The organism is Thermostichus sp. OS-CIW-29 (assembly GCF_054058195.1).
Window position 1 is genome coordinate 80,413 of sequence record NZ_JBSSAB010000008.1, and the last position, 12,134, is coordinate 92,546.

Genomic DNA, 12,134 nt, shown 5'->3' on the forward strand with positions numbered 1-12,134 from the left:
TGCAGCTTATCTCAGCTCTGCTCTGTCTTGCTCGCCACTGGGATCCCTAGACGGGTGAGATCCAGGGCAAAACCTGCCGTTACCAAAAACACTTGGTCGGCCAGGGGAGCCAGCCTTTGGGTCAGTTCCCCCATCCGATCCCGAAACCGCCGCCCCAGTGGGTAAGCGGGCACCACCCCCCAGCCCACTTCTTCAGACACCAGGAGGATCTCCCCTCTATGGCTTTGCAAGGTTGCCAAGAAGGATTGCACCAAGGGATCCCATTCTGAAGAGGGACAGTCTAGGCCCTGCGCCACCCATCCCCCCAGCGAATCCACCAGCGCACAACAGGGCTGGGGCAACTTTTGCAGTTCTGCCCCCAAGTCCCTCCCGGTTTCCCAAGTCTGCCAACTGGAAGGCCGCCGTTGCCGGTGCTGTTGAACGCGCTCTGCCCATTCTGGATCCGTCTTGGGATCGGGTTTCGGCCCGGTAGCCAGGTAGATAACCGGCAAACCCGAAGCCGCAGCCAAACCCTCTGCCAGCCGGCTTTTGCCGGAGCGCACAGGGCCGCAGATCAGCACAATCGCCATTACGCTGGAAATCCACTGACGTTTGAGATTAACCTAACAACAGCGCACTTGAACTTCAGGCTCAAAAGCCCGACCATGACAGATCCCAAGCCGATATCTTCGCCTGAACACAAGGCTTCTTCGGCCTCTTTTCGATCTCCTCAACCGCTCTGGCTCAGCCTAGCGCTGGGGATCACCACTGCTCCCGTTTTGTTGGGCTTGGTCTTGGCAGATCGGGCCGGGAAATGGCTGGGATCCCTGAGCTGGGAAGATCCGGGTTGGTGGCTGGGGGAGCGGCTGCCCAACTTAGACAGCGCCCCGCTACAGGCCCATGAGCAACAGCGCAAAAACTCTGCCCCGGTCGAGAACCCCTAGCTTCTCTGTCACTTTCGTATCATAGGAAAGCGAACTAGCAGCAGGAGTTAACAGCCTTTGCGTAGACCGGCCAAACCGTCTCAGGAGTTCGCCTCCACATTCTCGGGGGTGCTGTTCTGGCTGAGCGCGTTTCTCTTCACAACGGTGTTGAGTGCTTGTCTGGGCTACCTATTTGGTCAGCGAGCTCTATCGGGGGTTTCTTCTCCCGCCACCGGCGCCGGTCGGGCTTCTCCTTCCCGCGAAGTTCGGGATCCCCGTACTGTGCCTTTGCTGAACGAGGCTGAGGTAATTGCAGCAGCCGAAGCCAGCCTTCGTCCGTCCCCAACTCCCACCCCCCTCTTTACCCCAGCACCCACGCCGGTTGCAACTCCCACTCCAACACCCACCCCCAGATTGTCTCCTGAATTGGCGGCGGCCCCGTCGCCAACTCCTCGCCCCGCCACTCCATCTCCTCCAGCTCCCCGTCCGCGTCAGCAGGACGGAGTTCCTGCCCCGCCGGCGCCCACACCACCTCCGCCCCCCCTACCAATTGCCGCCAGTGGACAGGTCTCTATGCAGGTGCTTTCGGTTCGTCGCGAGGGAAGCCAAGTGGTTCTGAATGTAGCTATGCAAAACAACTCGGCAGAGACGGTGCGCTTTCTCTATAGCTTCCTGAACATTACTGACGACAATGGACGGTCAATCAACGCGCTCACCCAAGGTTTGCCGGGGGAGCTGCCCCCCAATAGCCAAGTCTTCCAGGGAACCATCCGCATCCCAGCCTCGAGCCTAGCCGGATCCCGATCCCTGTCCCTGAGTTTGGCTGATTACCCCAGCCGCCGCCACCGAGTGGGAGCCAGTGGGATCCCAGTGCCGCCGTAACACCCCTCTTCCTTTAGCTTCAGACCACAGATCCGGTCACGTAGCGTTGCGGAGCAACAGGAGCAACAAAGTTTGTACGGGGAACATGAGGTGGAGTTGAGAAGAGGTGCCTAGCCCAACCTTTGAACAGCCTGAGGAAATCCGAGCGCTTTTTGACCGCATTGCTCCCCACTATGACTCCCTCAACCAAACCTTGAGCCTGGGCCTCCATCAGGTTTGGAAGCGTATGGCCGTGCGTTGGTCGGGCGCCAGCTCAGGAGGATATGTGCTGGATCTGTGCTGTGGAACCGGTGATCTGGCTCTGCAGTTGGCCCGCCGAGTAGGACGAAGGGGACATGTGGTGGGCCTAGATTTCTCTCCCGCCATGCTGGCGATTGCCCGGCGTCGCTCCCGGCTCTTCCCTGGCTACTCCCTGGAGTGGGTTTTGGGAGATGCCTTGGCCTTACCTTTTCCCGACAGTAGCTTCGATGCCATTACCATGGGCTACGGCTTGCGCAATGTAACCGATATTCCCCAAGCCTTGCGAGAGATTAGGCGAGTACTGAAGCCAGGACGTCGTGCCGCCATTTTGGATTTTCACCGCCCCACAGGGATCCCTCTTTGCGAACAATTTCAGCGCTGGTACTTGAACACTCAGGTGGTCGCCCAGGCCAAAACTTTGGGACTGGGATCCGAATATGCCTACATTGATCCCAGCCTAGATCGCTTTCCCTCTGGAGAAGAGCAACGACAAATGGCCCTGCAGGCAGGGTTTGCCAGTGCCAAGTTCTACCCCCTAGCGTGGGGCATGATGGGGGTACTGGTGATTGAGAAGTTTCGTATTGTTTCCATTAATTCCATTAATTCCACTTCCCCGAAGGGAAGCGACTCTCCCCGATTATAACCCTTGTCCAGAGCGGGATCCAGGGGCCTAGATCGACAGGGTCTCGTTTAAGGACTCCGTCCCGCTGGCGCGAACGGCTGCAATTTCCCCTTATTTTTCTCCGCCGAGGGGCCTGAAACCCTTGCCCAGAGCGGGATCGACCGGGTCAACGGAAGAATCAGGGTTTGAGGCTTGTCGCCGACCCTGTCGCTAACTGGGTTGGTGTAGAAATTGATATGGATCCTCCTGCCCCCCTTGAGGTTGCTGGGGAGCTGCCTCTGAGAAGCGGAAGCAGGGGGCCAATGAGGGCAAGATGAGAGGCTAGGGAGCGACGACATAGCAATCTTGGGAGAGGCGCTCGTTGCCTCCCCACTTTGCCAGCTTGCTTCCGCCGCAGGCAGGTATGAAGACCGGGCTTGAGACCCGGTTTTTAGGTAAAACTCCCTGAGTAAAAGTTCTCAATAGAAACTACCAAAGTTACTGCAGGAGCTGGGATCCCAATTTGGGAAGCTTGCGAACCCTAAATGCCTGGGGACTTGCTGGGTGGGCTTTCTTCGGCTACTGCTTGCCTGCGTCGATCCCCGATGCCGCAATCACCACAGCATTCCGGTCGCTTGAAGTCGTCCCAATGGATGCAAGCCCGGCAGCCTTTCAGCATTTCCGGCCAGCGCTCCCGAATCAACAGTTGCCGCAGTTTGACTTCCCGTGACTCCTGAAAGGGGTGTTGGAATTGATCCATAGCTATTGGGTTTCCCAGCTCTCTTATCTGGTATAAAAGCAGATTTGAGTTTGGGATCGAGAAATATCAGTATAGCTTAAGGTTTGGGTGACCCAATCTTTTCTGCTGGTTCTAAGACAGCCGAGATAAATCAATCCACTTTTATCCATCACCTTAGGAAAAGATTTACCAAAAAATGTAAACAGTTTACACAAAACTTAGCCCATTTTTTCTCCGCTCAAAACAAAGGTGGGATCCAGTGCCAGCAGCATTTGAGTCCGACCGCGGTGTTCCAGGCGGTTCACCGCCGATTGAATCACCTCCACATGATGAGCCCGCACAGCGGCCAGGCCGGCAGAAAGGCCGTAGAGCCCATCCAAAGAGTTGGTCGTCGCCACGACCCGCCCGTTGGGGCTGAGATGGCTCCAGCAGGCTTCCAAGATCTCGCGTAGGGGGTGGCCTCCCTCAATGCAGATGCGATCCGGTGCCGGAGAAAGGTGTTGCAGACAATCGGGGGCAGTACCTTGAATCACCTGCACGTTGGTGAGGCCAAATTTCTCGCAATTGCTCTCGATTAGGCTGACTACCTCGGCATCTCGCTCGATGGCAATCACGCGAGCTTTGGGGCATAGAACAGCCGCTTCAATGGCAATTGTGCCGGTTCCGGCGCCGATATCCCACAGGCAGTGGTTCTCTCCCAGGCGCAACTGGCTTAGCACCAACACGCGCACCTCACGAGGGCTCATCGGGATCCCTGGGATGCGTTCAAAGGCAGAGTCTGGGATCCCTGGGGTGCGGTAGGGCCAAGAGAAGGCGGCTGACATGGGTAAAGTACCGTTGCAGAGGAAGTTTGTCTATACATATCCCTCAGCATAGAGCGAATGCTCAACAGGCCATCTCCAACCTGATAGGGGTGCCGCTTCTCCCGCCCAGTCATTGCCCAGATGGGCACCACAAACGCCCTCTGAGCTCAACGGAGTGGTTGGAGCAATTCCCAACCGGCAAAGCTGCAGTCCAAAACCAAAATGATCCTGCCCCCTTGAGGAATCGAGTTGGACACTAGGGAAGTTCTGGAGACAAGCGGGATCCCTGTTACCCGAGAGCTAGTTTTGCACTGGATGTAGCTGGCGCTGCCGAAAAAAGCTGTGGTTGGGATAATGATCGCTATAGGAGGATCTTAAGGAGGTTTGCTTGAACTGGAGCTTATCAAACCATTCATCCAAAGAATAAACCTTGCTCGCAGATACAGCCAAGTCTCATCGTTTGCTCGCAACAGGAATAGGACGTATAGGCTCAATGCGAATAAGACACACAGGTTTCCTAAAAAAGTGTAGGTTTGGATGATTTGATCGGTGCTCCAGCCAAAGTCGTAGTTTAGGCGGTTCATATCCCCCCTGGCATCTCCTTGGCCGCCCAACAAAGTTCCCCAGGGAACCTCGGCCAATCCCAGTCTGATGCTGTGCCATTCCCAAAAGCTTCTCCACAGGTTGCTGCTCGCGATCCCCAGCACGACAAATCGCAAAGAGTCCCATCGCCAACGATCTGGCAGGGGAAAATAAAAGCTGGCCATCAAAAAGGTGCTGAGATAAAATTCTCCTCCAACGCCGCTAAAGACAAACAACATCTCCCAGGTGCGATTGGGCATCAGCCAGGTCATGTAAAACTGCAATAGAGCAAGAAAGATGGCCAGCACCTGCAGCCACCCAATCCGCTCCTTGCGGGCTGACCAGAAGAGTAGAATCAGTAAAAAGAGGATTCCAAAATACACAAAGGGATCCCTCTGCGAGCTAACGCTTGTCCAGCCGATGGGCAGAGGCAAAGCCCGATACCCGCTCCACCAGGCGACGGTGGCATGGCCAAATTCGTGGATCCAAATGTGAAGAGGCAAATGCAACAACTGCAACAAGCCTATGTTGTTCACCATCAGGGCCATTGCAAAAGCAGCCGGGTAAGCCCAAGCGTTGACTGCCCAGTTATCGAAGGAAAACCGATCCCAACGCTGCCGGGATCCCAGCTTTAGGCTCTGCCGCCAGAGCAAACGTGAGCCGCGGAAAGCGCAAATTTCCACTTGATCCAGCCGTGGGATCCGCAGTTGCTTCAAGATCAGAAACAGTTGGGCAGCGGCAACTTGGGGGGAGAGCGCAGGCTGGTACAGGGATCCCAGCAGGTGGACGTGCAGGGTCTCGTCGGCAAAGTCTACTCGGGCACACCAGCGACGCCGCAGCAGCTCCATCCGCACAACCTGCACAATCGACTGGGCGTGTCCAGCTCGGGCCAGGGTTAGGAGATCCGGTGGTTTGGGCATCCCAAGATACCTCGCCGGAGAACAAGCAGGAAGAAGAAGGGGCGAGCCTCTACCCATCATCCCCCAGCCCTGCAGGCAAGAGCGGAATTGCGCTCCTTCCCAGGCTGCTCCGAGGGCAGGTTGGTATAGTTGAGGGCAGCAGGTGTGGGGAGTGGATGGAAGGTCATGCCTGAATTCGGCAAGCCGAGGTCAAGGCGGATATGGGGGGCGATGCTGCTGTTGAGCTTGGCGGGAGCAGGACTGTTTCCCCCTCCCTCTGTCCAGGCCCAGACGACCACAATCCCAGGGTTATCTCGCATCGACCGCTGGCACTACGACCCTCAGCAGGGGCGGCTGGAAGTTAACACCCAGGGCGAGGTGCGGCCTTTTCTGTTCGTGCTGCAGAATCCGCCTCGGGTTGTGCTGGATTTTCCCAACACCCGCTTTGGACAGGAGCCCCAAACCCAGACTTTTGCGGGCCGTGTCGCCTCTCTGCAGATTAGCCAGCTTACGGATACCATCACCCGCTTTGTGCTGTATCTGCAGCCGGATCAGCCCCTCAGCCTTAACCACCTGCAACTGCTCACCGCCGGCCCCTCCCGCTGGGCCGTTCAATTCACCCAGGCCGGATCTCTCTCTTCTTCTCCCCCTTCATCTGCCGGCTTATTGGGAGGTTCCAGGGATCCCTTCCCGCCGTCCCCGCCTTTGCCGACACTGCCTCCCCGACGCCCGGCACCCACCCCATCTCCTCGCTCCGGCCATCAAATTTTAGAGGTATCCCCGCAAGCAGAAGGCTTTTTTATCCGTACCCAAGGCAGCCCCTCCACTACGGTGCGGCGCATCCTCGATCCGGATCGGGTAGTGGTGGATTTTCTCAACACCACCCTCAGCCCTGCCCTCACCCAGCGAGCTTATGTCATCAACCGTCTGGGGGTTTCGCGGCTGCGTATCGGGCAGTTTGAGCCCACCGTTGCTCGGGTAGTGCTGGATGTGGATTCCTCCGGTGGCGACTGGGAAGCCCGCTACGACCCACAGCGAGGTGGGATCTGGATCCAGCCTGCCGGCGGTGCTGCCCAGGCCAGCCTTTTGCCCGAGGTCAGCTCTGTCAACAGCAGTGGGCCGCTGGCCACGTTGCAATCGGTTCAGCTCCAGGGCAACCGGTTGATCATCAGCGCCGATGGATTCATGTTCTACCGGGCCGGCTGGGATCCCGAGAGTGGTGGCTACCGCATCAACGTGGCGCCCGCTCGCCTGCCCCAGTCTATGCCGGATCCCGGCTTGCCGGTTGGAGGGCCGGTGGAGCGGATCCGCTTTGTCCAGGAAGATGCCCGCACGGTCAGCATTCTGGTGCAGCCCGCCGAGGAGTTCAATGTCTTCGAGCCCAACCCCGGCCAGGGATCCCGCCGCATTACCTTGGAGCTGCGACCTCTGAATGCTCCTCCACCAATACCTCAGCCGCAGACGCCCGGCCCTGCCTCCCCTTCCACCCCCCAATCTCTGAACCGGACGGTCATTGCCATCGACCCCGGCCATGGGGGACGGGATCCCGGTGCCATCGGGGTGGATGGGATCCAGGAGAAGGACATCGTGCTCTCCGTTGCCCACCAGGTGCAACGACTGCTGCAGGAGCGGGGGTACGGGGTGGTGATGACCCGCACCGATGACCGGGAAGTGCTGCTGCAACCGCGGGTGGATATGGCCGTTCAGGCCAACGCTGCCCTGCTGGTGAGCATTCATGCCAACGCCCTGGATCGCTCCGGCATTCACGGCATCGAGACCTATTACCTGCGACCCGATAGCGCCGAGCTGGCCGCCATCTTGCACCGCAGCTTGGTCAGGGCCACCGGTGCTGCTGACCGGGGGGTGAGACGGGCCCGCTTTTTTTTGGTGCGGGAAACACCTGTGGGTATGCCCTCCGTGCTGCTGGAGTTGGGATACGTAACCAACCCAACCGAAGGGCGAAAATTGGCTACTGCCGAATATCAGGCTATTTTGGCGCGGGCCATTGCCGATGGCATTGAGACTTTCTTGCGCAGTCGCTAGCCGTTGGCTGAGCTTGTTCATGTCTATCGGATCTCTCAATTGATCCTTAATTGATCGAATTGACGATCCAGTTGGCCCAGTTGATCTCAGAGGGAAGGCAGGGAATCTGTCGCCGAGATTCTCGAAAGCAGGGTAGGATACAGCAGCTTAGGCCAAGGTGTTGAGGAGAACGGAGCATGCAGTGGGAGTGGAAATCAGAGCCAGATCCCAGTTGGCCAATTGGGGTGTTTGACAGCGGCTTGGGCGGGCTGACGGTTTGGCGAGCCTTACGCCGCCGACTCCCCCAGGAACGGCTCATCTACTTCGGCGACACAGCGCGGTTGCCCTATGGGGAACGCTCGCCAGAGGAGATCCTGGCCTTTGTGCGGCAAATTCTGACATGGATGCAGGCACAGCCGGTGAAGCTGGTGGTGATGGCCTGCAATACCAGCTCGGCCTTGGCTCTGGACCACGTGCGGCAGGAGTTTGCCCTGCCCGTTCTGGGGTTGATCCTACCCGGCGCCCAGGCAGCACTGGCCCAAGGATCCCGCATTGGGGTGCTCGCCACGGTGGCCACGGTCAAGAGTCGCGCTTACTCAAAAGCCATTCAGGAGTACAGCGCTCTGGATCCCAAACGTTTTCCGTACCCCGTTTACTGTTGGGAGCAGGCCTGCCCTGAGTTCGTCCCTCTCATTGAAGCCGGATGGCTGGATAGCCCTGCTCTGCGACAGGCGGCTGAACGCTACCTGCAACCGCTGTTGCAACAGGGGATCGATACTCTTGTCTATGGCTGTACTCACTACCCCCTGCTGGATCCAATCCTGAAGCCTTTGCTGCCGTCCTCGGTCAAACGGGTAGATCCAGGGATGGCGCTGGTGGGATCCCTGGCCCGCGAATTGAGTTTGTGGGACTTGCGTCGCCCCTTGACCGCTGCTTGGGGAGAACCCCACCGTTTCTGTGTGAGCGGGGATCCAGAGCGATTTGCCCAGTTGGCCACTCCTTGGTTGGGCTTTCGGCCCCAGGTAGAACGGGTGGAATTGCCGGCTTTGGATGTCAGCAACTCCCTCCGCCCCTGAGCGCCCTTCTCCTCGGGGATAAAGATTGGGGGCCCCTCAACGGGTCATCACCTGCAAGGGGAAACGTTCCGCCAACTCCCCTTCCACCTTGGGTAGCCATTCCTCTTGGAACACCCACACCTGCCCCTGCTGCACGCGGCCATCGGGGTTTTGCGTCAGCTCCAGCCAATACACGAATTGGTTTCCCCGCAGCACCACCCCTTGGATGGCAAGGGCCAAGGTATAGCCCGGACTGCTTGCCAGAGCTTCTGGGGACGGGTAGCGAATCACCTCCACCGCCTGATCCAGATCGGCGGCGATCTCCGGCCCATAGACATCGCGAATGGCTTGAAAGAGGTCTTCTGCCGTCAGTCCTTGGGGGCGAAAGAACGTCATCCGCTCCGAGCGAATCGTCTCCCGATCCAGCGGGTTGATGATCCGTCCCGGCGGAGCCACCGAAGCCAAGAACGTAAAACGGGATCTATCCGGCTCCACTCGGTTGATGTTCAGGGTTTCGCCCGGACGGGGCCGCAGCACAGGATTGTCCCTCACCCAGGCCGCCACCTGATCCGGAGATTGCCCGGGGATCCCCCAAGCTGCCAACTGAAGGCCCGTCGCCCAACAGGCCATTGCCAAACCGGTTCCTCGCACCCAGCGCAGCCTTTTGCCCCAGCAGGACAGAGCCCTTGTTGGCTTTACACCCAAGACCGGCCAGCGATTGCAACGCACGTTCCCATTCCTCCGGGCAAACAACACAAAAACACCACAGTAGAATTAGAGAGACTAAGAGATAAATTGAGCGGGCATGGGCAGATCCATCCTCGATGCAAGCGCCCAACAGTCTTGCCCCTCCCCACTGTACCTGAGGATGTCGGTGCGCCTGTTGCGCCTGAGCGCGAGCATCACGGCCAATAGCTGCAAGGATCCCTCGGCAAGATACGCAGATCCCCGGCGGCTTATCCGCCAAAACGTAAAAAGTATCTTAAGATCAAGGGTAAGCAAATCTCATACGCACTAAGTCAGCACCTCAGGAGGTAACCGATGGCTCTCGTTGCAATGCGGACGCTGCTGGATCATGCCGCCGAACATGGCTACGGCATTCCTGCCTTCAACGTCAACAACATGGAGCAGATCCAAGCGATCATGCAGGCAGCCCATGAAACCAACAGCCCCGTTATCCTGCAAGCCTCTCGAGGGGCACGCAAGTATGCGGGCGAGAACTTTCTGCGGCACCTGATCCTGGCGGCAGTGGAGACCTACCCCCACATCCCCGTCGCCATGCACCAAGACCACGGCAACAGCCCGGCTACCTGCTATTCCGCCATCCGCAACGGCTTCACCAGCGTCATGATGGATGGATCCCTCAAGGAAGATGCCAAGACCCCGGCCAGCTACGAGTACAACGTGGCCGTGACCTCCGAGGTGGTGAAAGTGGCTCATGCAATCGGGGTGAGTGTGGAAGGGGAACTGGGCTGCCTGGGATCCCTGGAAACGGGTCGTGGGGAAGCGGAAGATGGCCACGGCGCGGAAGAGGCGCTCAGCCATGACCAACTCCTCACCGACCCCGACCAAGCGGTGGACTTTGTGGAGCGAACTCAGGTGGATGCGCTGGCCGTAGCCATTGGTACCAGCCACGGCGCCTACAAGTTCTCCCGGAAGCCCACTGGTGACATCCTCGACATGGAGCGCATTGCTGAGATCCACCGCCGCCTGCCCAACACGCACCTGGTGATGCACGGTTCCTCCTCGGTGCCCAAGGAGCTGATCGACATCATCAACGAATACGGCGGCTCCATTCCCGAGACCTACGGTGTGCCGCTGGAAGAAATTCAGCGGGGCATCCAAAATGGGGTGCGCAAAGTGAACATCGACACCGACAACCGCCTGGCCATCACGGCTGCCGTGCGTCGAGCCCTGGCCGAGAATCCGAAAGAGTTTGATCCCCGCCACTTCCTCAAGCCTTCCATCAAGGAAATGCAAAAAGTCTGTGCTGAGCGCTACATTGCCTTCGGCTGTGCTGGCCATGGCACCAAAGTTCCGGTGGTTACCTTGGATGAGATGGCAGCCAAGTATGCTTCTGGAGCTTTGGCGGCTCAGGTGAAGAAGACCGTTGCGGTCTAGTCCCCACATCCTGCAAGAACTCTGGAATGCTTGCCGGGGCGCTTCCAGGGTTTTCCTTGGAGATCAGCTAGGTCACTGGACTCAGATTGGACAAATAAGGGGATCCAGCTGGGATCCCCTTTTGCTTTGGAGGAACTTGATGCGTTTTGGGGGTCAGGCAGCTTTTGCCGCAGAACGTTTTTCCGTCTCAATTTGATGGTTCAGCAACGCCAAGCTTAGGCAGTCCAACAGTTCCAGGTCAGCCTCAGAGTAGCGCCGCTGAAAGAGCAGCTCATTGATGCGGTTCTGATACATTTACGCTGAACACTGCTGAACATCACTGTTCAACTATGCAGCGATAGCATTCTGTTTGTTTCCAAACAGAATGGCGGTATCCCGCAAAGCTTTGAGTAGAATACCCAAAGCGCAGTTTCCGTGTCGTCTTACTACCAATTTTCTGCTTTGCTTTGGCTACCATGTTGGCAGACTCGAAAGTAAACAGAAAGATCAACTGGTAGTAATCCGTACTGAACATATTATACATTATTTTCAGTATAGTTGAGCTTATTATTGACTAGAGTCATGCTCTTGGCCCAAGCTGAGGAAGCTGCTGCGGAACACCTGCTCCACGATTTCTTGGATGCTGGAGGGCAGAGTAACAGAGTCAAGACTTGTATTCATGGCTGGTTCTGTTTGAGAGATGGTTTTTGAAGGGAGAAGACTATCTTTGCCAAGAGGTGAGGTAGCGCTGCTCGATGTCCTGCAGGGAAAGATGGGAAGCCCTGGGCCGCGGCTCATTCACGGAGGAGACATCGTTCTGCCACTTGAGGGATACTCCCAGCAGTGCTCCCAAAGAGAAGCTCTCGCTCAATAGGGCTGCTACGCGGTAAGTACGGTAGTCCAGGGTTAGATCTTCACTGACTTGCATCTGTGTTTCCTCCGTATTTCTAACGTTCATGCCCCTATCATAGCCTCGAGATCAGTGGAAGTACAGAGAAACATCGAGGATTTGCGTAGGCAATTTGTACGTTTCTTCTACGCGATTTGGCGGATATCGGTGGGATCCCAGGGGTCTTTGGGGCGGGTTCAGGGTTGAGTCAGGGATCCCAGCCCAGCAGAGCACAGATGTCCGCAGCCAGGGTGGCGGCGTTGAAGGGTTTGCCGATGAGGCCATTGGCTCCAAGCTGAGCCAGAGAGGAGGGTGAAACTGGGAAATTGACATCCTCCCCGGCCTTTAGGCCGGAGATTCCTACCACGCTACGCATGGATGGCTCCTTGCGCAGTCGTCTCGGCGGGTTCCTGCTTCCGA

Annotated in this window: 13 protein-coding genes and 1 pseudogene; 6 read left to right on the forward strand and 8 right to left on the reverse strand. The window is 57.7% G+C overall.

Translation table 11 applies throughout. The features are described 5' to 3' along the window. Positions 1-11: 11 nt before the first annotated feature. Positions 12-569 carry a bifunctional adenosylcobinamide kinase/adenosylcobinamide-phosphate guanylyltransferase gene (gene cobU, locus ACVWZJ_RS04840; RefSeq protein ID WP_414331153.1) on the reverse strand — a complete coding sequence of 186 codons (558 nt, stop codon included), beginning with the start codon at positions 567-569 and terminating at the stop codon, positions 12-14. A 75-nt stretch (positions 570-644) separates the two neighbouring features. Here cobU and ACVWZJ_RS04845 point away from each other — a divergent pair, with 75 nt between their 5' ends. The 3 genes from ACVWZJ_RS04845 to ubiE all read left to right on the forward strand — a co-directional run bounded on the left by ACVWZJ_RS04845 (position 645) and on the right by ubiE (position 2,667). Then, the gene (locus tag ACVWZJ_RS04845) at positions 645-923 is read left to right on the forward strand and encodes a hypothetical protein (protein ID WP_457394965.1); all 279 of its coding nucleotides are present in this window, start codon (positions 645-647) and stop codon (positions 921-923) included. Between the two features lie 57 nt (positions 924-980). Next, positions 981-1,784, forward strand: coding sequence for a hypothetical protein (locus ACVWZJ_RS04850; protein ID WP_148202678.1), 804 nt, complete (start codon positions 981-983; stop codon positions 1,782-1,784). A 106-nt stretch (positions 1,785-1,890) separates the two neighbouring features. Then, positions 1,891-2,667, forward strand: coding sequence for a bifunctional demethylmenaquinone methyltransferase/2-methoxy-6-polyprenyl-1,4-benzoquinol methylase UbiE (gene ubiE / locus ACVWZJ_RS04855; RefSeq protein ID WP_011432029.1), 777 nt, complete (start codon positions 1,891-1,893; stop codon positions 2,665-2,667). Between the two features lie 499 nt (positions 2,668-3,166). Here ubiE and ACVWZJ_RS04860 read toward each other — a convergent pair whose 3' ends face one another. The 3 genes from ACVWZJ_RS04860 to ACVWZJ_RS04870 all read right to left on the reverse strand — a co-directional run bounded on the left by ACVWZJ_RS04860 (position 3,167) and on the right by ACVWZJ_RS04870 (position 5,669). Beyond that, the gene (locus tag ACVWZJ_RS04860) at positions 3,167-3,385 is read right to left on the reverse strand and encodes a hypothetical protein (protein WP_011432028.1); all 219 of its coding nucleotides are present in this window, start codon (positions 3,383-3,385) and stop codon (positions 3,167-3,169) included. 197 nt (positions 3,386-3,582) lie between these two features. Next, the gene (gene cbiT / locus ACVWZJ_RS04865; protein WP_011432027.1) at positions 3,583-4,188 is read right to left on the reverse strand and encodes a precorrin-6Y C5,15-methyltransferase subunit CbiT; all 606 of its coding nucleotides are present in this window, start codon (positions 4,186-4,188) and stop codon (positions 3,583-3,585) included. Between the two features lie 353 nt (positions 4,189-4,541). After that, positions 4,542-5,669, reverse strand: coding sequence for a hypothetical protein (locus ACVWZJ_RS04870; RefSeq protein ID WP_457394969.1), 1,128 nt, complete (start codon positions 5,667-5,669; stop codon positions 4,542-4,544). Between the two features lie 210 nt (positions 5,670-5,879). Between ACVWZJ_RS04870 and ACVWZJ_RS04875 the strand changes: the two genes are divergently transcribed. After that, on the forward strand, positions 5,880-7,691 hold the full coding sequence (locus tag ACVWZJ_RS04875) for an N-acetylmuramoyl-L-alanine amidase (RefSeq protein WP_457394972.1): 1,812 nt from the start codon (positions 5,880-5,882) through the stop codon (positions 7,689-7,691). 176 nt (positions 7,692-7,867) lie between these two features. Continuing rightward, the gene (gene murI / locus ACVWZJ_RS04880) at positions 7,868-8,746 is read left to right on the forward strand and encodes a glutamate racemase (RefSeq protein ID WP_457394974.1); all 879 of its coding nucleotides are present in this window, start codon (positions 7,868-7,870) and stop codon (positions 8,744-8,746) included. 36 nt (positions 8,747-8,782) lie between these two features. On the opposite strand, the gene ACVWZJ_RS04885 is transcribed toward murI, so the two are convergent. Next, positions 8,783-9,355, reverse strand: coding sequence for a hypothetical protein (locus tag ACVWZJ_RS04885; RefSeq protein ID WP_457394977.1), 573 nt, complete (start codon positions 9,353-9,355; stop codon positions 8,783-8,785). Positions 9,356-9,766: 411 nt separating this feature from the next. On the opposite strand from ACVWZJ_RS04885, the gene fba reads away from it, so the two are divergent. Next, entirely contained in the window at positions 9,767-10,846 is a 1,080-nt protein-coding gene (fba, locus tag ACVWZJ_RS04890; RefSeq protein WP_011432022.1) for a class II fructose-bisphosphate aldolase, read from the forward strand. Between the two features lie 153 nt (positions 10,847-10,999). Here fba and ACVWZJ_RS04895 read toward each other — a convergent pair whose 3' ends face one another. The 3 genes and pseudogenes from ACVWZJ_RS04895 to ACVWZJ_RS04905 all read right to left on the reverse strand — a co-directional run. Continuing rightward, positions 11,000-11,140 carry a hypothetical protein gene (locus ACVWZJ_RS04895; protein WP_457394980.1) on the reverse strand — a complete coding sequence of 47 codons (141 nt, stop codon included), beginning with the start codon at positions 11,138-11,140 and terminating at the stop codon, positions 11,000-11,002. A gap of 406 nt (positions 11,141-11,546) precedes the next feature. Further along, positions 11,547-11,753 (reverse strand): hypothetical protein, encoded by a 207-nt coding sequence (locus tag ACVWZJ_RS04900; protein ID WP_457394983.1) that lies wholly within the window; start codon positions 11,751-11,753, stop codon positions 11,547-11,549. Between the two features lie 169 nt (positions 11,754-11,922). Beyond that, positions 11,923-12,134, reverse strand: a pseudogene (locus ACVWZJ_RS04905) (hypothetical protein); the annotation flags it as partial.

Excerpts from the sequence above, each read along its gene's own strand:
- cobU (WP_414331153.1), bottom strand. The coding sequence starts at position 569 with ATGGCGATTGTGCTGATCTGCGGCCCTGTGCGCTCCGGCAAAAGCCGG.
- ACVWZJ_RS04845 (WP_457394965.1), top strand. The coding sequence starts at position 645 with ATGACAGATCCCAAGCCGATATCTTCGCCTGAACACAAGGCTTCTTCG.
- ACVWZJ_RS04860 (WP_011432028.1), bottom strand. The coding sequence starts at position 3,385 with ATGGATCAATTCCAACACCCCTTTCAGGAGTCACGGGAAGTCAAACTG.
- cbiT (WP_011432027.1), bottom strand. The coding sequence starts at position 4,188 with ATGTCAGCCGCCTTCTCTTGGCCCTACCGCACCCCAGGGATCCCAGAC.
- ACVWZJ_RS04870 (WP_457394969.1), bottom strand. The coding sequence starts at position 5,669 with ATGCCCAAACCACCGGATCTCCTAACCCTGGCCCGAGCTGGACACGCC.
- ACVWZJ_RS04875 (WP_457394972.1), top strand. The coding sequence starts at position 5,880 with ATGCTGCTGTTGAGCTTGGCGGGAGCAGGACTGTTTCCCCCTCCCTCT.
- murI (WP_457394974.1), top strand. The coding sequence starts at position 7,868 with ATGCAGTGGGAGTGGAAATCAGAGCCAGATCCCAGTTGGCCAATTGGG.
- ACVWZJ_RS04885 (WP_457394977.1), bottom strand. The coding sequence starts at position 9,355 with ATGGCCTGTTGGGCGACGGGCCTTCAGTTGGCAGCTTGGGGGATCCCC.
- fba (WP_011432022.1), top strand. The coding sequence starts at position 9,767 with ATGGCTCTCGTTGCAATGCGGACGCTGCTGGATCATGCCGCCGAACAT.
- ACVWZJ_RS04895 (WP_457394980.1), bottom strand. The coding sequence starts at position 11,140 with ATGTATCAGAACCGCATCAATGAGCTGCTCTTTCAGCGGCGCTACTCT.
- ACVWZJ_RS04900 (WP_457394983.1), bottom strand. The coding sequence starts at position 11,753 with ATGCAAGTCAGTGAAGATCTAACCCTGGACTACCGTACTTACCGCGTA.